Origin of the sequence: Clostridium sp. D53t1_180928_C8, from assembly GCF_015667795.1 — a bacterium.
Lineage (GTDB): Bacteria > Bacillota > Clostridia > Clostridiales > Clostridiaceae > Clostridium.
Map to the genome: position 1 here is coordinate 1 of NZ_JADPEL010000043.1, position 23,017 is coordinate 23,017.

The window sequence follows — 23,017 nt, forward strand, 5'->3', positions numbered from 1 at the left end:
GACGTGCGAGTAGCACGGCCAGTAACAGAGCCTTATAGGCGTAGAGCAAACCACCCGTTTTACGGGTGGTCCTGATTTTTATAAACATTTAAGGAGTGATAAAAAAATATAAAAAAGGCAGATGGAGTTTTTTTAAATTATATATTTATACTTGAAAATGTGGTATAATGTAAACGATATAAACTGGGTAAAAAAGGAGTTGTTAAATATGAGAGGATTTGCAATGTTAGGTATAGGACAAACTGGATGGATTGAAAAAGAATCACCGGTTTGTGGAGTATTAGATGCAATAGTTAGGCCAATAGCAGTAGCGCCATGTACATCAGACATACATACAGTTTGGGCTGGTGCTATTGGAGAAAGACATGATATGATATTAGGTCATGAAGCTGTAGGTGAAGTAGTAGAAGTAGGAGAATTAGTTAAAGATTTTAAAGTAGGAGATAGGGTAATAGTACCTGCAATAACTCCAGATTGGGGATCTATAGAAGCACAGTCTGGATATGCTCAACATTCAGGTGGAATGCTTTCAGGATGGAAGTTTTCAAATTTTAAAGATGGAGTATTTGCAGAATTATTTCATGTAAATGAAGCTGATGCAAACTTAGCTTTATTACCAGATGGCATTGATCCAGCAGAAGCTGTTATGTTATCTGATATGGTAGTAACAGGATTTCACGGAGCAGAACTTGCAGATATTAAATTAGGAGATACTGTTTGTGTAATTGGTATAGGACCAGTTGGATTAATGGCAGTTCAAGGTGCTAATAAAATGGGTGCATCTCATATATTTGCTGTAGGTTCTAGACCTAATTGTGTTAAAATTGCTAAAGAATATGGAGCAACTGAAATCATAAACTACAAAAAAGGTGATATAGTAGAACAGGTTCTTGCTCTCACAGATGGAAAAGGTGTAGACAAGGTAATAATAGCGGGTGGAGATGTTAACACATTTGATCAAGCTGTTAAAATGTTAAAAGCTGGTGGTGCTATAGGGAATGTAAATTACTTAGGAGAAGGTGAATATATTAAAATCCCAAGAGTTGAATGGGGTGTAGGTATGGGCCATAAGAGGATAAATGCAGGACTTACTCCAGGTGGAAGATTAAAAATGGAAAAGATGGCTCAATTATTAGCTACTAAAAAGATAGATACTAGTAAACTTATAACTCATAAATTTGAAGGATTCGATAAAATAGAAGAGGCCTTAATGCTTATGAAGGATAAGCCAGCAGAGTTAATTAAACCAGTTGTTGTTATAGATTGGAGTAAAGAAAGTAATAGATAAGACAAAGAGAAAAGTAGATAGTTTATTAAATATGTTTTAGAAAATTTAAGAGACAAAGTGCTAGGTATATAAACTGTAATATGCCTAGCACTTTGTTTAATTTATTAAGATATTTTTTATACATTTTTATTTAATATGAATTACTATCATAAGCATTAAAATTACCTGTAAATAGTGGCTAATAAATTCCTAGTTTGTTTTATATTTTGTATAAAGAAAAAAAATTCTATATTATACTTTTAAATAGAATACTCGTAAATGATATAAATTTATAGCTAAAATATAACTAAATTGCGCAATTTGATGTAAAAGTTTACAAGGGTTTACATAAGATGGTATTATGTAATTGAAATATCTTTAAGAAGATAAATAAAGAAACGTGGAAGGGGAAAGGTAAAATGGTTGGAAAAAAGTTTATTTCTAATGGGGAGTGGAAAAGAACGTTAAGTGCACTAATGACTTTAACTATGTTTTGTTCTACAACTGTACATGCAGTAGAGAATAAAGAAATCCATAGTGAAAGTAGTATAGTTGCAAATGAACAGTTAGCAACTATGGTAAATCCAATTTTACAAAGTTATCAAGTGGATTCTTCTATGAAGACTTGGTGCTTAACTGCTGATAGTAGGTTAGTTATATTAGCAAATGAGAAAAATATTGCTAATGAACGTTTAGCGGAAGTTATAAAACTTGTTAATGCTGAATTTTTAGAAAAGGGAATTGTATCTAATGCATTAGCTATGGTTTATAGTGGAGAAGGTGAAGTATCAAACAGTGATGTTCTTATTAATATTTCTGATGTTAGTGAAATAACTAATGAGTCTACAAGTTTAGAAGCTTACCGTATTGATATTAATGAGAGTGGAGTAAAGTTAACAGGTGCAAGTGAAAATGCTGTTTTATATGGACTTAGAACAATACAAAATTTAATGCTTACTAATAAGGGACTAGCATATGGAACAATAGTTGATTACCCAGATGTAGCTGAAAGAAGGTTACATGTTGATTGTGGTAGAAAATATTTTTCAAAGGATTGGTTTATTCGTCAAATTAGAGAAATGTCTTATATGAAAATGAATACTATTCAAATACATTTTTCTGAAAATATGGGGTTTAGAATTGAATGTGAAACAGATCCATCAATAGTATCAGATCAATATCTTACAAAAGTAGAGGTAAGAGAAATAATAGAAGAGGCTAGAAAATATGGAGTGAAGGTTATTCCATCTTTTGATACTCCAGGACACGTGAATCATATTTTAAAATCACATCCAGAGTATGGTCAAATAAGTAATAAGGGAACTCATTTTGATGGTGGATTAGACGTTACAAATCCTGAAGCAGTAGAATACTTTAAAAGCTTATATAGAGAGTATATGGAGCTATTTGAAGGATGTACTGATTTCCATATTGGTGGAGATGAATATATGGAGTTTGATAGACCACCATTTACTACAGAATACAAGAGTGTATTAGATAGTTATGCAAAAGAAAAATTTGGACCAAATGCTGTTTGGCAAGATGCGTTAGCTAACTATATTAATGAAATTGCAGAATTAGTATATGAAGGTGGATTTAAACCTAGAGTATGGAATGATGGTCTTTATTACGGTGAAAATTCTCATTATGAAAAACCACAAACAATAAAGATTCATGATTATATTGGAGTTGACTTCTGGTCACAAATGGGATGGAATAGAGATATTGCGAATTTAAATACAATTATAAATAAAGGTCATACTGATATTTATAATGTAAATGCAGGATTTTTTTATTATGTATTACGTAATAGTAAACCAACAGATGGTCGTGAGCAACATTCATTCGATTATTTAAATCAAGACAAGAGAATATTTGAACAATGGACACCAGGAAAATTTGAATCAAATACAATAGCTGATGATTCTAGTGTAATTAAGGGATCTTCAATGGCTATTTGGTGTGATAATCCCAATTTAGTAGATGAAGATGTTATTACAGAAGATATTTCAAAAGAATTACGCTCATTAGCTACTAAGTCATGGAATACTAAAAGTAACTCAATTACAACTTTAGAGAATTTTAAGAAAAATTATGAGATATTAGGTAATGTTGCAGGGTTTGAAAAAGGTTCAGAATTACCTTCAGTAGGAGAAATAGTACCTGCTGAGGATTTGGGTAAAGTAACATTGAAATATGTAAGCACTACTGGGAAGAGTCTAAAAGATGATGTTGTAAAGTATGGAACTATAGGAAAAGATTATACATTCGAAGCCGAAGAAATTTATGGATATCGTTTAATATCACAAGAAATAGTATCTGGAAGCTTTGATAAGGAAGATAAAACTTATACTTTCACGTATGAGTTATATTGTGATAAGACAGAACTAGAAAAAGAAGTTAAAAATTCATTAAATGAGGATAACTATATAAGAGAAACTTATAATGATTATAGAGAAGCTTTAGCAATAGCAAAGGAAGTTTATGAAGCTGAAGAAAGTGAACAAATTGCTGTAGATGAAGCATTAAAACAATTATTAAATGCTAAGAAAAAGACAGTCTCTTTAGATTATTACCCTTTATATATTGAAACAAAATACACACTTAAAGGAGAAGGATTTGTTTCAGGATATGATGAATATTTAAGCGCTATTGAAAATGGACAAACTGTATTAGATAGCAGTAACATTACTATAGATTCAATGAGAGAAGCTTTTAATAGCATAAAAAATGCAAAAGAAAATTTAACAAAAAAGGATGGAAATACACCTGCAATTACAGCAACTGATGCAACATATACACATTCAGGAGCTTCATGGCAAGGACCATACTTTCCACCAGAAACTTATGCACCGGAAAGAATGGTTGATGGAGATTTAAATACAAAATCTTGGTTTGCTGATAATCAAAATATAGGAGATGAAATTGTTTTTTCATTCCCAATGGAACTTAATATGTCAGGATTAAAATTTGTTTATCCATCTGATGTTGGAGAAGATATTATTGTTAATGCAGATATTGAAATAAAATCAGCAGAAGGAGAATGGACAAAAGTTGGAACATTAACTACAGATGATGTAAATAAAAAAGCTATTTCTTTTGAAACTACTCCAGTTAAAGCTGTAAGATTAGTAATTAAGGAAAATGCTAATAAGTGGTATCAAATTTCAGAAGTTTATTTCACATATGAACAAATAGAAGAATCAAATATCTTAAAAGATATGATTATTGAAGGAGAAGAATTAGATATAACAGATAAAAATTTAACACTTGTTTCTAATATGGTTGATGCTTTAATTGAAGCACAAAAAGCATATGTAGAAAATTCAATAGATACTACTATAGTAGAAGCTAATTTGAGGGCAGCTATTGATTCATTAAAAAATGAAGTTGTAGATGTATTTAAGGAACATTTAGAAATTGCTATACAAGAGGCTAAAAAGATAACAGAGGAGGAACTTTCAGCTGTTGTACCAGCAGTAGTTACAGAATTTAAGGCTGCATTAGAAGAGGCTGAAGCTTTATTAACTAATACTAATGCAACTCAAGAACAAATAAATAGTTCATTTGATAGGTTAAGTAAAGTAATGCAAATGCTATCATTTGAGAAAGGTGATAAAGAAGCTCTTATTTCATTAATTGATAAAATAAGCAAATTAAATGAGGAAGAGTATATTAATGAAACTTGGAATAAATTAAAAGAGAAATTAGAAATTGCAAAATTAGTAGTTGCAGATGAAAATGCTTTAGAAGCAGAAGTAGCAAAGACTTATAAAGATTTGATTAAAGCATTTTTAGATTTAAGGTTAAAGCCAAATAAAGACAAGCTAGAAGAATTAATAAATAAAGCAGAAAACATTGATAAATCCAAATATACTGAAAAGAGCTTAAGAACATTAGATAAATATTTAGAAAAGGCAAGAAGTGTATTTTCAAATGAAGAAGCTACAGAAAAAGAAATTGCTAAAGCTAATAAAGAGCTTGAGTTAGCTTTAAGTGAGTTAGTGAAGAAGGATAGCAATACTAATAAACCAACAGATAACAATAATTCTGGAAGCAATTCTAATGACTTAAATAACGAAAGTAATAATGTAGCTAGTAGCGATGTATCAAATAATAATAATAATACAAACAAAGGTGGTAAATTACCTAAGACAGGAGGAGCATCAGCAGCAACAACAGTTTTATTTGCAACAGCAGTTTCTATGATTGGAGCTACAATGACTAAAAAAAGAAAATAATAATTAGAAAAAATATATTGTAATTTAAAGTTTACCGGTGTCAAATTTATGATAATTATAAGTTTGACACTGGTTTTTATTTTCTATAAAAATATAAATTAATTATTCATAAGCTTGCCACCATATTCAATACCAGTATTCTCCCCGAAGCCTTCATATATTAATTCATTAGTTTTATTATTATATAATTTCATATAAAGCTTACCTATAAGTGTTTCTCTTACATATGGTGACATCTCACCATTCCTTGGACCATAACAAAGTATAAAATCACTATTTTTTGTTTCTGTTTTTAAAAATAAAGTTAAATTTTTATTAGTAACTGTAAGTTCTACTGAATCTTTATTTAATATTAAATTAAGTTTGCTTCTATTTATAGTAGTAAATTTATAAAACTTTTTATCTACTGTGGCAGCAATTAAAAATCCACGAAAGTTACTTATAGGAAAAGGTATTTCCCCCACTGAGCATGTTATTGTAGCTTTATTATCATTAAAAGTATTACTTTGAATCCAAAGCCATTCTATAGGGAAGCTTTTTCCCCAATTCTTCTCAATATATATTTTTCCACCGTTAAAGTCTATCTTTTTATTATTAAAATTTAAATAACCAGAAATATCACCATCTAAGACGCACACTTGGCTATAACACTCCATAAAGGTTAAATAATTATAAAACCCCATACTACCAGGATTGATTAAAGAATCTTTCCAGGTATAGGGAGTACTAAACTTCAGTTCACCAAATAGTGAAATATTATCTATATTAATATTTAATACAATATGATCTAAAGAAAAAATATTATCACTAATAGAAATAGAAAAAGGAGTATTAAAGTATGAAAAATCAGTAAATGGAAATTTACAATAATTAAAAAGTTTATTTGTACCATCTAAAATTTGAATAAAACTATGTCTATTATTTTGAGAGTTTCCCATTGAAATTCCAGGTATTATGGCAAAGGTATCTTTTTTATCTTTAGAAACAATCTTAAAATACCAGCCTTCAAAGAAGTTATTTTTTTTATTTTTACCATGATAGAGATTAGGATTAATAATTGATTTCATAGTGCCTCCATAAATTCATATTAAAACTTATTTTAATCAATATTAAGATAAATATACAAATTAAAGTAAGAGAATTTACTTATTAGAAGTCTTATTTAATTAAAAAAAATAAAATCATACATTTAAATAAGATAATCGTAAATGAGTAGTAAAAGAAAATAACTATAAAATATGGTATAATATGTATAAAGATATATAGTAGGGAGAAAGAGAATGTTCAAATTTGATGAAGAATATGTATTGAAAAAGTTAAGGGAGTTACTATCAATTGATAGTACAACAGGATATTTTCGTCCAATTCAAAATTACCTTGTAGGTGAAATGAAAAGGTTAAATGCAAGAAGTGAAGAGATTCATAAAGGTGGGTTAATTGCGGATATTGGTGGAGAAGGAAATCCTTTAGTAATTATGGCACATGGAGATGATATTGGGTTAATGGTTCGTTATATTAAGGAGAATGGTGCTCTTGTAGTAGCTAAGGTAGGTGGATTAAGAGAAGAAGATGCAACAGGGGTAATTTGTAGATTACATACTCGTAATGGACAAGTTTACACAGGGTGTGTAAGAAGGGTTCATTCTTGTACACATGTAAGACCAGAATCAGATAATAATACACCTTTAAGTTATGAGAGAAATGTGGAATTTGTGTTAGATGAAGATGTAAAATGCAAACAAGATGTAATTGATTTAGGAATAAGGGTTGGAGATATAATAGCACTAGATGCAGGTTTTCATATGAATAATGGATATATTACAAGTCGTTTTTTAGATGATAAGGCATGTATAGCGGTTTTGCTTGGAGTAATGAAATATATAAAAGAAAATAAGGTTATATGTAAAAGAAATGTAAAAGCATTTTTCACAATGTTCGAGGAAATTGGGCATGGAGGGGCATATCTTCCACCAGGAACAAAAGATATTATATCACTAGACATAGCTCCAGTGGCACCAACACAGGTTTCAAGTGAGAAAAAAGTATCTCTATTTGCTATGGATTCAAGATTTCCATATCATTATGAAATGCTAACAGAACTTGTTGAAGTAGCTGAAAAAGGTAATATAGCATATGAAATTGATGTATTTACACCACGATATGGTACAGATTCTGATTTTGCAATAACTGCTGGTAATAATGTAAGACATGCAGCTATAGGACCAGGTACAAGAGGTAGTCATGGATATGAAAGAACTCATATTGATTCTTTAAAAAATATGTATCAGTTATTGTTAAAATATTTAATATAAGTAGGTATCTAAAAATATATAAATATTAGTAAATAATATGATTATCAATAGCTAGTAGTAATAAGCTACTAGCTATTTTTATATGTTAAATAATTTTAAATTAAGTTAATAAAAGTTAAATATTTACATAATACCCATTTTGATGAGTATAATATTAATAATGAATAAATAAGTTTATATATTAAAATTATTTATTTCAATTATATTATCAATCAAAAGGGGGAGTAAAATGTATAAAATCACCAAAAGTAAAGTCTTGAATTTGTTTGTAGCTTTAACTATGGTATTAGGTTTAGTTACCATACCAACTAAAGCAGTAAATGCTACCATAGCAACATATGTTGTAATAAGTGAAGTTTATGGTGGGGGAGGCAATAGTGGAGCTACATTAAAAAATGACTTCATAGAACTATATAATCCAACTGCAAATGATATTAATTTAGATGGATGGAAATTTGAATATGCATCTAAAGCTGGTACTTTTAATCAAAGTACAGAATTATCAGGGATTATTAAGGCGGGAGGATATTATCTTATACAGCAAGGAGCAGGAGCTGGAGGAAGTGAAGAATTAGATACTCCAGATGCAATCGGAAATATTTCTATGTCTGGTAGCGAATGTAAAGTTAGATTAGTTGATAATAATGGTAATACAATAGATTTAGTAGGAATAGGTTCAAATGCTAATGAAAGTGAAACAGCACCTACAGATAAAATGAGTAATACAAATAGTGTTCAAAGAAAAGACAATAATGGACAAGCTACTGGTGAAACTAATGGGTGGGATACAAATAATAACAAAGATGACTTTTATCTTGGAACACCAACACCTAGAAATTCTTCTTATAATAATGGAGGAAGTGAAACTCCAGATCCAGGTCCAGAAGAAAATGACATAATATCAATAGAAGAAGCAAGAAAAACTACTGAAAATGTAAAAGTAAAGGGAACAATAATTTTTAAAGAAGTATCAGGTAGTTCATATAATTATGCATTACAAGATGGAAGTGCAGGTATTGCATTAAGAGGTAAAGATGAGTTTGAAATAGGTGATGAAGTAATTGTTGAAGGAAACCCAAGTGATTATAAAGGATTAATTCAAATTCAATATACTAATATAGAAAAGAAAGCGTCAAATGTTTCACTTCCAGAACCTAAAGAAGTAAAAATCACTGACATAATAAATAATGATGGCGGAGAAAAATATGAATCACAAAGAGTTAAGTTTGTAGATGTAACTATTGGCGATATAAATACTTCATCAAATACAGTTATTACAGATAATGAAGGAAATACTATTAATCTTTATAAAATTCCTGAATTAGAGCAAATAACTAAAGATGATAAAGTTGATGTTATAGGTGTATGTTCACAATATACTAGTTATCAAATAAGAGTTGCTAGCTCTAGTGACATAACAAAATCACAAGCTTCAGGGGAAACAGAGGAAGATAAGGATGGACCAGTATTAACTCTAGTAACACCTGGGAATTTAGTTACTACAAATAATAAGGTTACTATTAAAGTAAGTTATAAAGATGAATCAGAAATAAATAAAGATAGCTTAAGTTTTTTAATAGATGATATTAACGTAAGTGAAAAAGCAGAAATAGGAGATAAGTATATAACATATACCCCACAAGAGGAGTTAACTGTAGGAGAGCATAAAATTTCTATTTCTATATCTGATATAAAAGGAAATAATTCAGTATTAGAAGCTGTAATTACAGTTAAAGAAAAAGTAAATATTAATGGTTTAAATGTATACTTTGGTCAATTACATTCACATACAAATATTTCAGATGGTACTGGCTCCATTGAAGAAGCCTATAATTATGCAAAAAATCAAGCAGGCGTTGATTTCTTAGCAGTTACAGATCATTCAAATTCATTAGATAATGATAAAGAAGCTTCTATGGAAGATGGATCAATGAGTCCTGAATGGGTTAATGCTCATAATGTAGCAGAAAAATATACTGATGAAAACTTCCTAGGAGTTTATGCTTATGAAATGACATGGTCAAATGGAATAGGTCATATTAATACATTTAATACTCCTGGATTTGAAAGTCGTAATAAATCAGGGTTAACAAATAATGATTCAAATGCCTTACAAAATTATTATAATAAATTAAAGGAATTTCCAGCATCTTTATCTCAATTAAACCATCCTGGAAAAACTTTTGGTGATTTTAATGATTTCTCATTATATGATGAGCAAATAGATAGCTTGGTTACAATGATAGAGGTTGGTAACGGTGAAGGTGCAGTAAGGGGTAGTGGATATTTCCCATCTTATGACTACTATACTCGTGCCTTAGATAAAGGTTGGCATGTAGCTCCAACTAATAACCAAGATAATCATAAAGGTAAATGGGGAAATGCTAATACTGCAAGAACTGTAATCTTAGCAGAAGATTTAAGTGAAGAGAATCTATATGATGCATTAAGAAATATGAGAACTTATTCAACAGAAGATGAAAACTTAAGTATTGTTTATACTTTAAATGATGAAATAATGGGAAGTATAATTGATAAACCTGAAACTGTTAATATTAAAGTTGATATTAAAGATGAGGATAATGAAAATATAGGAAAAGTTTCTGTAGTAGTAAATGGTGGAGCAGTAATAGCTAGTAAAACTTTAGATTCAAATGAAGGTACTGTTGAATTTGATTTACCAGCAGATTATTCTTATTACTATATTAGAATAAATCAAGAAGATAAAGATATTGCAGTTACAGCACCAGTATGGTTAGGTGAAGTTGAAAAAGCTGGCCTTTCTACAACAGAAGCAAGTACAACTATGCCAATTAAAGGTGAAGAGTTTACTATTGAAACTTCTTTATATAATAATGAAGATTTCCCACTAACTATTAATAGTATGGAATATTCAATTGATGGTGAAGTAATAAATAGTACAAGTGAAAAAATAACAATTGATTCATTAAGCACAGGGTCTTACAGTTTTAAATATACTCCTAATGCGTCAGGAAGCTTTAATATTGATGTAAAAGCAAAAGGTACATTAAATGGGGTTGAAAAGACATATACAGATGTATTAAAAATTACTGTATCAGACCCTTCAGTTATAAGTAAAGTTGTTATAGATGCAACACATTTTAATGATTATGTTGGTGGATATTATGCTAATAATATGGGTAACTTTACTGCTATAGCAAATAGTGAAGATGTAGCTGTAAATATTGAAACAAATAAAATAACAGATGAATTATTAAAGGATGTTCAATTATTAATTATTACTGCTCCTGCTAAAAAAGCTGGAACGGCTAATGGTATAAGCTATAAGCCTCAAAGCTTTAGTGATGAATTTATTAAGGTAGTTAAAAACTATGCTGATAACGGCGGGAATATTATAGTTACTGGTCTTGCAGATTATCAAGATGGTACTGGAGAATATGCATCTTCAACTCAAATTAATAAGTTATTAGAGGCTTTAGATGTAACTACAAGAATCAATAATGATGAAGTAGTTGATGATGATAATAATGCAGGACAATCTTATAGATTGAGATTTAAAAATATAAATACTAATTCAGAATTTACAAATGGTGTAGTAGCTGAACAAGAATACAGTTTCTATAGTGGATGTTCTGTAAGCTTAAATGAAAAAGCTGTTAAAGAAGGTAAGGCTACATGGCTTGTAAAAGGATTTGATACAACTTATTCATTTGATTCTAATAAAAATACTACAGGAGTAAGTGTTCCAAAGGGTGAAGTTGTTGCATTAGCTACAGAAAATTTATCTGGTGGTGGAAATATATTTGTTGGTGGAACTGTCTTTATGTCTGATTTTGAAGTACAAGCATCCTTAGATAATTATGGAGATTTACAATATTCAAATTATAATATTGTATTAAATATTTTAGAAGCTGCTAAAAAGGAAGTTGCAGTAACATCAATTAAGGATGTTCGTAGTGCTGAAATGGGAGAAGTATTCTGCATTGAAGGTTATGTTACTGCAGGAACACAAGAAGGCAATGCTTTCTTTGATACAATTTATGTACAAGATGAAACTGCAGGAATTAATATATTCCCAGTAGCAGGAATTGATTTAAATTTAGGTCAAAAGGTTAGAATAATTGGTTCTGTTAGTGAATATGAAGGTGAAAAGCAAATTAACTTAAATAGTATTGAAGTTTTAGAAGAAGAGAATAAAATTATTGAACCAACAAAATTAACTACTAAAGAAGCTACATTAGAGGCTACTAAAGGCTTATTAGTGTCTGTAACTGGTATAGTTAAAAGTATAGGAAATGATAATTCAGGATATATGATAATAAATGATGGTAGTGGTGATGTAAGAGTATTCTTAAATGGATATGTTGGATCATCTGATAATAGTATTGAAACTGGAAAGTTTAATTCTAATATTAAAGTAGGTGATACTGTAACAGCTATAGGTCTTGCTTCTACAGATACTGAAGGAGATAGAATCAGAGTTAGAGATAGTAAGGAAGTTGTATTAGAAAGAGCTTCTGAAGCCACTATTACTATACTTCATACTAATGATAGTCATGGTAGAGTAAAGGCTGATAGTTCAGTTATTGGTATAGATACAATTGCTGCTATTAAAAATTCAATACCTAATTCATTGTTAGTAGATGCCGGAGATACATTACATGGTCTTCCTTTTGCAACATTAAATAAAGGTGCAGATATTGTAAACTTAATGAAGCTTTCAGGATATGATTTAATGACTCCTGGTAATCATGATTTTAACTATGGTTATGAAAGGTTATTAGAACTTGCAGCTTTAGCAGAAGAAGGTGAAAATGGATTTGAAATTATTTCTGCTAATGTATTAAAGGATAATGAGGCACTATTAAAATCAAACTCTATAAAAGAAATTGATGGAATTAAAGTAGGATTCTTTGGTTTAACAACTCCAGAAACTGCTTATAAAACAAATCCTAATAATGTAATTGGTATAGAATTCTTTGATCCAATTGAAAGTGCTAAAAAGCAAGTTACATCATTAAAAGCACAAGGTGCAGACATTGTTATTGCTTTAGCTCATGTTGGAACAGATGAATCAAGTGAAGTACAAAGTACAATGATTGCAGAGTCAGTTGAAGGTATTGATGTAATTATAGATGGTCATAGCCATACAGTATTTGAAAATGGATATGAAGCTGCAAATAATACATTGATTGTTAGTACTGGTGAATATGAAGGTAATTTAGGTAAACTTTCATTAGTTGTTGATAGAGAAACTAAAAAGATAAAAGTAAAAACAGCTTCATTAATAAATAAAGAAGAAGCATTAACTTATACACCTGAAAGTACAGTAACAGATGCTATAAAAGCTATTGATAATGAACAACTTGAAATATTATCAGAAGTTGTAGGTAATAGTTTAGTTAAGTTAGATGGTGAAAGAGCAAATGTTAGAACTAAAGAAACTAATTTAGCGAATCTTATTACAGATGCAATGCTTTATGAAACTGAAGCTGATATTGCAATTACTAATGGTGGTGGAATAAGATCAAGTATTGATGAAGGCGAAATAACTAGAGGAGAAATAATTTCAGTTCTTCCATTTGGAAACTTTATAGTAACTAAATATTTAACTGGTTCTCAAATTAAAGAAGTTCTAGAACATGGAGTAAGATCATATCCAGAATCGCTTGGTGGATTTACTCAAGTTGGAGGATTAAAAATTATTTTTGATGATGCAAAACCATCTGGAGAAAGAGTAGTTAAAATTACTGTAAATGGCGAAAATATTGATATGAATAAAAAGTATTTAGTGGCAACTAATGATTTCTTAGCAGCAGGTGGAGATGAATATCCTTGCTTTGGTGATGTTGCAACTGAAAATGAATTTAGAGCATTAGATGAGGCTTTAGCATCATATATAGAATCATTAGGTAATGTTAATTATGAAGTTGAAGGTAGAATTACAATAGATACTTTAGAGAATATTGAAGCACAAGAAAATAAGGCTGCTGCAAATAAGGTAATAGATTTAATTAATAAAATTCCAAAAGAAATAACACTTAATGATAAAGATAAAGTTAAGGAAGCGAGAGCTGCATATGAAGCATTAGCTGATATACAAAAGGAGTTAATTTCATCAAATGTATTAAAAGTATTAGAAGATGCAGAAGCTAAAATTAAAGAACTTGAAGATAATAGCCAAACAACAGATCCAAATAATGGAGGCAACAACAACTCATCTAGTGGAAATCAAGGTTCAGCTGGAAGTAATGGTAGTTCTACAAATAACGGAGGTTCAGGAAATGGTAAATTACCATCTACAGGTGGAATAAATGCAGTTTACTTATATCTTTTAGGTTCTATTTTGATATTAAGTGGTGCATTATTTACAGTAAATAAGAAAAAGAACAATAGTATAAATACGTATTGATAAAATTTATATGAAGTAGTGTAAAGTAGTTCAATTATATACTTATAACAAAGATTCACATAAAGTATAGTATAAAATAAAAACCTTTGGGGTAACCCAAAGGTTTTTTTACTATAACTTTCTAGAAAATTAAGATAGAGTAATACTTTAATAACGTGTAGAAAAAAGTAGAAAAATCGCGAATAATTTTTTTGTTAAAGTGGGGTGCTATACTTGAAAAGAATTAATAAATATTTTATAATAAGTTATAATATACCACTTAATAAAATATGAAATACTTTTAATGAGTATGAATTAATAAAATTTTTAATATTAATAAATTTAATTAGTATTTTAGATCTATTAATTTATAAAAATGGTAATAAAAATATTTTTAACTAATAATATTCATTGTTTACAATAAATTCAAATGTTAAAATTAAAGAGTGGTAAAAAAGGAGTGGGAAAATGAGAGAATTAATCGAAAATGCTTTTACAGGAGTAAATATTATACCGACTGTGTTACTAATATTAAGTTTAATATATTGGCTTACAGTAATAATAGGAATTATAGATTTAGATTTTTTTGATTTTGGACTAGATGGAGATTTAGGAAATAGTATGGAAGGTTTTCAATCAATATTAGTTTTTTTTAATCTTAAAGAAATACCAATAATGGTTTTAACAAGTGTAATATCATTAGTATTTTGGATATTAGCAATGTTTTTAAAAATATTGCCAATACCAGTAGGAGGATTAATAAATGGACTTCTATTAGTACCTTTATTTATAGCAAGTTTATTTGTTGCTAAGCTTATAACAATACCACTTAAAGGTATATTTAAAGAAAGCTATAATGAAATTCCTGAGATAGAAGAAGAGGTTGTTGGTAGATTAGTTAATGTACTATGTGATATAAAGGATAATCGCTTAGGTCAAGCAGAAATAGAAAGAGAAGGAGCTAATATTTTAATAAATGTAAAAGCGGAATTTAAAGAAGATACTTTTTATAAAAATGAAGAGGCGTATGTTAGTAAAAAAAACTATGAAAAGAATATTTATTACATTGTAAAGACTTATAATAAATAGTTAATTAAAAAATTAAAATATATATACAAATTTCAAGGGGGATAAAGAAATGGATTACAAGTTACAAGTTATTTTAGTTAGCGTGGGTGCTGTAGTAATAATAGTTGGAGGTTTACTTGCTTTATTTGCAAGATTTTTTCATAAGGTTGAGCAAGGTAAGGTTATAGTAAGAAATGGTGTTGGTGGTCCAACAGTAAGTTTTGGAGGGATGTTCGTAGTTCCAATTATACATCGTGCAGAAGTTATGGATGTTTCAGTTAAAAGAGTTGAAATAGCCAGAGAAGGGAAAGATGGGCTTATATGTAAAGATAATTTAAGGGCCGATATTAGAGTTGCATTTTTCGTTAGAGTTAATCAAACAAGAGAAGATGTACTTAAGGTTGCTCAATTATTAGGATGTGCAAAGGCTTCAGATCCTAAAACATTAATGGAGTTTTTTGATGCAAAGTTTTCTGAAGCATTAAAAACAGTAGGTAAGAAGTTTGATTTTGTTCAATTATATACTGAAAGAGAAACATTTAAAAATGAAATTCTTCAAATAATAGGTACTGATTTAAATGGATATGTTTTAGATGATGCAGCTATTGATTATTTAGAGCAAACTGATATTAAACAATTAAAGAGTGATAATATTTTAGATTCTGAAGGTATTAAGAAAATTACAGAATTAACTTCTAAGCAATTAATTTTAGCTAATGAAATTGAAAGAGAAAAAGAAAAGGTTATTAAAAAGCAAAATGTTGCTGCAAGAGAAGCTATATTAGAGCTTGAAAAGCAAAATGCTGAAGCAGAAGCTAAGCAACAAAGGGAAATTGAAATTATTAAAGCAAGGGAAGAAGCAGAAGCTGAAAAAGTAAGACAAGAAGAAAGATATAAGGCTGAAATGGCAAGAGTTAAAGCTGATGAAGAAATTGAAATTGCAGAACAAAACAAACAAAGACAAGTAATAATTGCATTAAAATCTAAGGAAAGTACTGAGGCTGTTGAAACTGAAAGGGTTGATAAGAAAAGATTACTTGAAAGAACAGAAAAAGAAAAGTTAGTAGAGCTTGCTAATATTGCAAAGGAAAAAGAAGTTGAAACAGAAAAGAAAAATATCCAATCAATTATAAGGGAAAGAGTTGCAGTAGAAAAAGATACTGTTGTTGAAGAAGAAAAGATTAAGGATACTAAGGTAATGGCTGAAGCTAACAGAGTTAAGTCTGTTGCTATTAAAAAGGCTGAAGAAGAAGCTGAAACTAACTTAATTAAAGAAGTTAAAACTGCAGAAGCTTCTAAGGTAGCTGCAGAAAAAATTGCAGAAAAAACTATTATTGATGCAGATGCTAAGTTTAAAGCATCACAAAAGGAAGCTGAAGCAATTAAGATTATTGCAGATGCAAATATCATAAAGGAATCTACTACAGGTATTGCAGAAGCTAAGGTTACTGAAGCTAAGGCAGAAGCAGAAGCTAAAGCAATTGAAGCTAAATCATTAGCACAAGCTAAAGGTGATACTGCAATGGTTGAAGTTAAAGAAAAGGATGGAACTATTGAAGCTGATATCTTAAAGAAGAAATACTTAGCAGAAGCTGAAGGTATTAAAGAAAAGGCTACTAGCATGAAGGCTCTTGATGAAGTTGGTAGAGAACATGAAGAATTTAAGCTTAAACTTGATAAGGAAAAAGAAATCCAACTTGCAAATATCAATATTCAAAAGGAAATTGCAGAATCACAAGCTTCAGTTATTAGAGAAGCTCTTAAGACAGCTAAAATTGATATTGTTGGTGGAGAAACAATGTTCTTTGACCAAATTATTGGTTCAATATCAAAGGGTAAATCAATTGATAGATTAGTAGAAAATAGTGATGTTCTTTCTGATATTAAAGAAACATTTATTACTGGAGATCCTGAATACTTTAAAAAGCAATTAGGAGACTTTATGGATAGATTTAATATCACATCAGAAGATATTAAAAATCTTTCAATAGCTGGTGCAATTAATAAAATGATGAATAATGCAGAAGGACAAGATAAAACTGTATTAAGTAAGTTATTAGAAACAGTTAATAAAGCAGGAGTAGGTAATTTACCAGCAAAAACTATAGAAACTATACGTAAATAAGGAGAAGAGTTTTGAAGAGTATAGAGGAAAATGGAGCATATGAGGTTATTAAAGGTCGTTTAATAAAGCAAGGTACTGACTTAAAGGAACGTATTGAGAAGTTAAATGATGTTAGAAAAGAAGCTTTTGGTTCTATAGAAACAGAGCTTATTGGTAATGAAAGAGTAATAACGGAACATAATTGCGTACCTAGAGATATGGCTCCAGTTGATGATTTATTTATATTTGGTTATAACGTATTAATTGGCCTTAAGTCTAAAGTAGAGTTAAGCGATGTTTTCGCAATTTATAAGTTTCAAGATAATAGATTTGTTAATCAGTCCTTAGCTTTAATTAATGATAGTGAATTTATAAAAGATTTTGATGAATTATATAAATATTATAAAAACACTTTTTTTGCTAAGTTTACTATAACAGAGCCATATTTTTATATGATATTTCAAACTAGTAATAGCCCTACAGATATTAAGGTATTTAAGTGGGAAATTCATGGTAATAAGCTTGTTTATGTAGATTGCAGAAGTGAACATGAAGTTAAATTTACTAATAAAAATGAATTTAACTTTGTAAGAGCAACAAGAGATGATCAAAGAAATGGTAAGCATCCTCATGTTTCAATTGTGGACAAGGTCTTTGTTGAAACTTTAGGTGGAGATTTAACTATAAAGGTAGAAGATAATACTGAAACAGGCAAGGGGATATACTCTGAGCCTGTTGAGGATAAAGATCAAACACTAGATGATGCAGAAATTCATTATGCTAATTTAGATCAGCTTATAATATTAAAGATAAAGCCTTATAAGGAAAATAATTATAGATATTTTATATTTAATAATAAGCTTAAAAATATTATAAGAATAGATGCAATAAAGGATACATGTATTTTACTACCAGGTAATCATGGACTTATATTCCCTAAGGGATATTATCTTCAATCTGGAGAATATAAAATATTTGATGTAAATGAAGGTCATTCTGTTTTTGATGATAGAGTAACTTCATCTAATGGAGAAGATTTTCAATATATTTTCTATAATATAGATAATGGACAGTATTTAGTTTATTCTTACAATATTATAGAGCAAAAGATTGATACACCAATAGTTTGTAGTGGATATGCTCACTTTAATAATGGTGAAATGATTGTAGTTAAAAGTGAAGAGGAGCCAAGAAAAAATCATATGATTCAAATTTGGCAAACTCCTTATGTAGGTAAAAACTATGTTGCAGAAGTTAATGGTGATGCTGAATTATCTAATATAGGTAATAAGGATATTGTAAAGGCTATGGCTGACTGCACGGCTGTATGTAAGCTTATAGATAAAAAAGAAGGTTATCAAAGTATTTACAATGATATAGTTAAGGAATGTGAAAGAATAATAGATTCATATTTCTGGATTGATAAAAAGGTAGTATTTAATTTAAAGGAAGTACTTTTAACTATTAAAGAATCAGCAACCTTTGCTATTGGTGAGTTTGAAAAGGTAATGAGAATTAAGGCTGCAACTAAGTCACAGGTGGATGAAGTAAGCATTGAATGTGAACAGTTATTAAACAACTTAAAATATGGTAGCTTTGATACAATTGATGAATATGTAGAAGCTTTAGCTAAAATAAGAAGCCTTAGAGGTAAGATTGCTTCATTAAAGGATTTAAGATATATAGATTTAGATTATGTTAATAATTTAGATAAAGATGTAAAAGAAAAGAATGAGGAATTCTCAGAAAAATGCGTTGAATTTTTACTTACTCCAGAAGGTCTTAAGCCTTATGAAGATAAGGTAAGTGAGCTTCAAGGAGAAATTGAAACTGTAGTTAAATCTAGTGAAGGCAGAGAACTAGAAAAGAAAATAAATTTAACTTCTAGTGATTTAGAGCTTTTAATTGAAATAATAAGTAATTTTAAAATAGAAGATCCAACTATGACTACAGAAATTATTGAAAAGATTTCTAAGCTTTTTTCATTAATTAATAATAGTAAGTCTAGATTAATTAGTAAATTAAATGAGATGACAAAAAGTGAGATGTCTACTCAATTCTTTTCTCAAGTTAAATTACTTAGTCAATCAGTAGTAAATTATTTAGATATTTGCGATACAGTAGATAAATGTGATGAGTATTTAAATAAAGTTCTTATTATGATTCAAGAACTAGAAGGTAAGTTTGCCGAATTTGATGATTATGTAATAACACTTGGAGAAAAAAGAGAAGAAATTTATAATGCCTTTGAAAGTAAAAAGCAAGCAATATTAGATAAGCTTAATAAGAGAATTATTAATCAATTTAATTCTGCTGAAAGAATTTTAAATGGTATTACAAATAGAGTATCAAGCTTTAAAACCTTTGATGAAATTAATGGATACTTAGCTACTGATATTATGGTAGAAAAGGTTAGAGATATTATTTCTACATTAAATGAATTAGGTGACAATGTTAAGGCTGATGAAATTTCATCTAAATTAAAAAAGATAAAAGAAGAGGCTATATCAGCATTAAAGGATAGACAAGAATTATATGTTGATGGAGAAAATGTTATTAAACTAGGTAAGCATAAGTTTTCTGTTAATACTAAAGCTATTGATTTATCTATAGTGCAAAAGGATGAGAGCTTGTATTATCATATTACAGGAACTGACTTCTGGGAAAAAGTTAATGGACAAAATATAGAGGAATATTCTAAAGTATTTAATCAAAGTATAGTTTCTGAAAATAATGATGTTTATAGAGGAGAGTACTTAGCATACTTAATATTTGAGGCTGCTAAAGAAAAGAAGATTGAGTCTTTAGATACTCTTTATAATATGTCAGAAGAGCAGCTAATTGTAGTTGTTCAAAAGTTTATGGAAAGTAGATATGATGAAGGTTATACAAAAGGTGTTCATGATTTAGATGGAGCAAAAATTTTAAAGCAGCTTATAACAATGAATAAGGAAATTGATTTACTTATTTATAAAAATGATATTCGTGCACTTGGAAGAGTTTATTGGAATTGTATTGCTGATGATAAAACAAAGGGAATCTTAAGAGGTAGGTTAAAGGAATTATCAAAGGTAAGCTTATTCTTTAATTCAAGTCCTAAATTAGATAATTATATTCCTTTTATAGTAGAAAAGATGAAGTCTTGTGAAAAGCTTAATATATTATTTAATAAAGGTGATTTTAAAGAAGCTGCAGAGTATTTATGTTTAGAAATCATGAAGGGTGAAGCCTTTGTAGTAAGCAAAGAAGCAAAAGAAATATATGATAGCTTTATAACTAATTTAAGAGGGAAAAATCTATTAAATGACTTTTTAACTTCTGTAAAAAATAGCAGTAGTGATATTGAAGGACTTTACTACTTAGTAAATGAATGTGTTTTAGCCTTTAAGGATAACTGTGATTTTGATTTATCAATACTAAATAACTTTAATGAAGATGAAATTCATGGAATACTTAATGAGGTTATTGTAATGATAATTAATAATGAAGGAAGTAAGGAAAGAGTAATTTACATTGATTCTAAAGCTTCAATTAATGGGTTAATTGGTACACATTCTGTTATAAGTAATGGAGAATATATATTATCATATACAGCCTTTATGGAAAAGCTAAGCTTATTTAAAGAAGAGTGTATAAGTACTTTTATTAACTTCCAAAATATAAAGAAAGAGCTTATTAAAGAATTTAAAGAAAAGATTCATTTAGATGATTATAAGCCACAGGTTTTAACTTCATTTGTAAGAAATCAGCTTATAGATAAGGTTTATCTTCCTATTATAGGAGATAACTTAGCAAAGCAAATAGGTGATGCTTCTGAAAATAAAAGAACTGATTTAATGGGATTATTATTACTTTTATCTCCACCAGGCTATGGTAAAACTACTTTAATAGAATATATTTCAAGTAGACTTGGCATTAATTTAGTTAAGATTAATGGACCATCCTTAGGTAATGAAGTAACATCATTAGATCCAGCAATGGCACCTAATTCAGGAGCTAAAGAAGAACTTCTTAAGCTTAATATTGCACTGAAAATGGGGAATAACGTAATGATATATGTAGATGATATTCAACACTGTAACCCAGAATTTTTACAAAAGTTTATATCATTATGTGATGGCCAAAGAAAAATTGATGGTGTATATAATGGTGTAGGTCAAACCTTTGATTTAAGAGGTAAAAAGGTTGCTGTAGTTATGGCTGGTAATCCATATACAGAAAGTGGAGAAAAGTTTAGAATTCCAGATATGCTTGCAAATAGAGCTGATGTATATAACTTAGGTGATATGCTTATGGAAAATGAAGAAGCCTTTAAATTAAGTTATATAGAAAATGCTTTAACTTCAAATCAAATTCTTTCAAAGCTTACAGCTAATAATCCAAAGGATATTTATGGCTTTGTAGAAATGGCAAAGGGAGCTAAGAGAGAAAATGTTACTTTAGAAGGAAATTATTCAATAGATGAAATAAATGAGTATATTTCTGTTTTAGAAAAGCTATTTAAGGTTAGAGATATTGTTTTAAAAGTTAATTTAGAATATATCTATTCAGCAGGGCAAGCTGATGAATATAGAAGTGAGCCAGCATTTAAGCTTCAAGGTTCTTATAGAAATATGAATAAAATAGCAGAAAAAATTCTTCCAATAATGAATGATGAAGAATTATTCCAAAGGATAATTGCAAGCTACGAAAATGATTCACAAACATTAACTAATGGAGCAGAAGCTAATATGCTTAAATGGAAAGAGATAGTTGGTTGTATAACTGAAGAGGAAAAATCTCGTTATGAAGAGATAAAAAGTATATATAATCAAAATAAACTTGTAAAAGGTGATGATATGTTAGGACAAGCAGTAATGGCTCTTGGAGGAATTGCTGAAAAGCTTAATAGTATAAAAGAAATTTTTAATAAATGGTAAAAATGAGGGTGACCCCGCTGGTAATATTAAATATGACCTGCGGGATCACTCCATATATTGTAATATAACGTTTAAAGTGTCTAGTTATTTACTATAGATTGATTTAATATTTTACTATAAATTTCGAAACAATATATATTATAAAATACCAAAGTATTAAAGCTAAAAATGCAAGTAGCTCTAAATATAAAATATAATAAGATCCATTACCTAAGTTTTCTAGAATATTATTTTTAGCAGCAAAATTAGAAGTGAAGCTTATAAACATATAATTAGTTTTATATATTTCATTAAAAATTCCAATGGGTATTCCTATAAGTTGAAGGAGTACAAATGATTTTATACAATCTATAAATCTAGGTTTATAATCATAAACTATATAAAAATACAAGGGTATAAATATTATGCTAATATGGCATATATAAAATTGATAATATCTAAAATATTCATATGATAATGATAAATCAGGTAATAATAAACTAGCTAGTCCACCTAATATTCCTATGAAAAATAATAGGTTACATAGTTTTTTAGATTTGTTAAAGCAAAGTATTATACATAATATATTACTTATAAAGCATATATGTAAGGGGATTGTATTAGGATTAAATCCATAATAATGCCAGTTTAATATATAATATAAAGCTAAAAATGAAAAAGATATAATAGCTATGCCATATCTAATATACATATCTAATTTTCTATTATTTATTAATTTATTTTTAAAGATTAA

9 protein-coding genes are annotated in these 23,017 nt (G+C 28.8%); 7 read left to right on the forward strand and 2 right to left on the reverse strand.

Annotated elements, in window-relative coordinates; translation table 11 throughout:
- The first annotated feature begins 208 nt into the window (after positions 1 to 208).
- Complete coding sequence (locus tag I4V51_RS16750; RefSeq protein WP_195989577.1) at positions 209 to 1,288, forward strand: NAD(P)-dependent alcohol dehydrogenase; 1,080 nt, start codon at positions 209 to 211, stop codon at positions 1,286 to 1,288.
- 398 nt (positions 1,289 to 1,686) lie between these two features.
- The gene (locus I4V51_RS16755) at positions 1,687 to 5,508 is read left to right on the forward strand and encodes a family 20 glycosylhydrolase (RefSeq protein WP_195989578.1); all 3,822 of its coding nucleotides are present in this window, start codon (positions 1,687 to 1,689) and stop codon (positions 5,506 to 5,508) included.
- Positions 5,509 to 5,606: 98 nt separating this feature from the next.
- Here I4V51_RS16755 and I4V51_RS16760 read toward each other — a convergent pair whose 3' ends face one another.
- Positions 5,607 to 6,575 (reverse strand): tocopherol cyclase family protein, encoded by a 969-nt coding sequence (locus I4V51_RS16760; RefSeq protein WP_195989579.1) that lies wholly within the window; start codon positions 6,573 to 6,575, stop codon positions 5,607 to 5,609.
- Positions 6,576 to 6,788: 213 nt separating this feature from the next.
- Here I4V51_RS16760 and I4V51_RS16765 point away from each other — a divergent pair, with 213 nt between their 5' ends.
- From I4V51_RS16765 to I4V51_RS16785, 5 genes are all read left to right on the forward strand, one after another.
- Positions 6,789 to 7,820 (forward strand): peptidase M42, encoded by a 1,032-nt coding sequence (locus I4V51_RS16765; protein ID WP_195989580.1) that lies wholly within the window; start codon positions 6,789 to 6,791, stop codon positions 7,818 to 7,820.
- 229 nt (positions 7,821 to 8,049) lie between these two features.
- Positions 8,050 to 14,214, forward strand: a complete 6,165-nt coding sequence (locus I4V51_RS16770; RefSeq protein WP_195989581.1) for a 5'-nucleotidase C-terminal domain-containing protein — start codon at positions 8,050 to 8,052, stop codon at positions 14,212 to 14,214.
- A gap of 447 nt (positions 14,215 to 14,661) precedes the next feature.
- Positions 14,662 to 15,282: a hypothetical protein gene (locus I4V51_RS16775; RefSeq protein ID WP_195989582.1), complete on the forward strand. Its 621-nt coding sequence runs from the start codon at positions 14,662 to 14,664 to the stop codon at positions 15,280 to 15,282.
- Positions 15,283 to 15,331: 49 nt separating this feature from the next.
- Positions 15,332 to 17,386, forward strand: a complete 2,055-nt coding sequence (locus tag I4V51_RS16780) for an SPFH domain-containing protein (protein ID WP_195989583.1) — start codon at positions 15,332 to 15,334, stop codon at positions 17,384 to 17,386.
- Between the two features lie 11 nt (positions 17,387 to 17,397).
- Positions 17,398 to 22,284, forward strand: coding sequence for a DNA repair ATPase (locus tag I4V51_RS16785; protein ID WP_207746008.1), 4,887 nt, complete (start codon positions 17,398 to 17,400; stop codon positions 22,282 to 22,284).
- A 103-nt stretch (positions 22,285 to 22,387) separates the two neighbouring features.
- Here the strand turns inward: I4V51_RS16785 and I4V51_RS16790 are convergent.
- Positions 22,388 to 23,017: TIGR02206 family membrane protein (locus I4V51_RS16790; RefSeq protein WP_195989584.1), on the reverse strand; the 630-nt coding region annotated here is incomplete at its 5' end.

What these genes read in the sequence shown, in the direction of transcription:
- I4V51_RS16750 (WP_195989577.1), top strand. Translation starts at nt 209, where the DNA reads ATGAGAGGATTTGCAATGTTAGGTATAGGACAAACTGGATGGATTGAA.
- I4V51_RS16755 (WP_195989578.1), top strand. Translation starts at nt 1,687, where the DNA reads ATGGTTGGAAAAAAGTTTATTTCTAATGGGGAGTGGAAAAGAACGTTA.
- I4V51_RS16760 (WP_195989579.1), bottom strand. Translation starts at nt 6,575, where the DNA reads ATGAAATCAATTATTAATCCTAATCTCTATCATGGTAAAAATAAAAAA.
- I4V51_RS16765 (WP_195989580.1), top strand. Translation starts at nt 6,789, where the DNA reads ATGTTCAAATTTGATGAAGAATATGTATTGAAAAAGTTAAGGGAGTTA.
- I4V51_RS16770 (WP_195989581.1), top strand. Translation starts at nt 8,050, where the DNA reads ATGTATAAAATCACCAAAAGTAAAGTCTTGAATTTGTTTGTAGCTTTA.
- I4V51_RS16775 (WP_195989582.1), top strand. Translation starts at nt 14,662, where the DNA reads ATGAGAGAATTAATCGAAAATGCTTTTACAGGAGTAAATATTATACCG.
- I4V51_RS16780 (WP_195989583.1), top strand. Translation starts at nt 15,332, where the DNA reads ATGGATTACAAGTTACAAGTTATTTTAGTTAGCGTGGGTGCTGTAGTA.